Below are 244 nucleotides of genomic sequence, written 5' to 3'. Positions count from 1 at the left end.
CGCGGTCAACGATGTTAGGGCGGTCGGAGCCGCCGAGGCGTTCCGGGACCACGGCATTCGGGTCGGCCGCGATATCGGAGTGGCCGGGTTCGACGATGTCCGGACGGCCCGCGATGTGACGCCGAGCCTCACCACGGTCGCCGTGCCCCTGATCGACATTGGCAGGCTCTCCTTCGCCCTGGCACTCGCCGAGCCGGAAGACGATCCGGTTCGGATGCTGCCTGCCACGGGTGTGATCCGGGAC

At 69.3% G+C, this 244-nt stretch carries 1 protein-coding gene; it reads left to right on the top strand.

The window, feature by feature from the left end:
- A partial coding sequence (locus ACPYOG_RS20345; RefSeq protein ID WP_481295889.1) for a substrate-binding domain-containing protein occupies positions 1–244 on the top strand: 244 nt, incomplete at both ends.

This window comes from Leifsonia sp. HAY1-4F, from assembly GCF_056755275.1.
The sequence above is the reverse complement of the archived record's forward strand: the minus strand, read 5'-3'. Positions and strand labels throughout refer to the sequence as shown.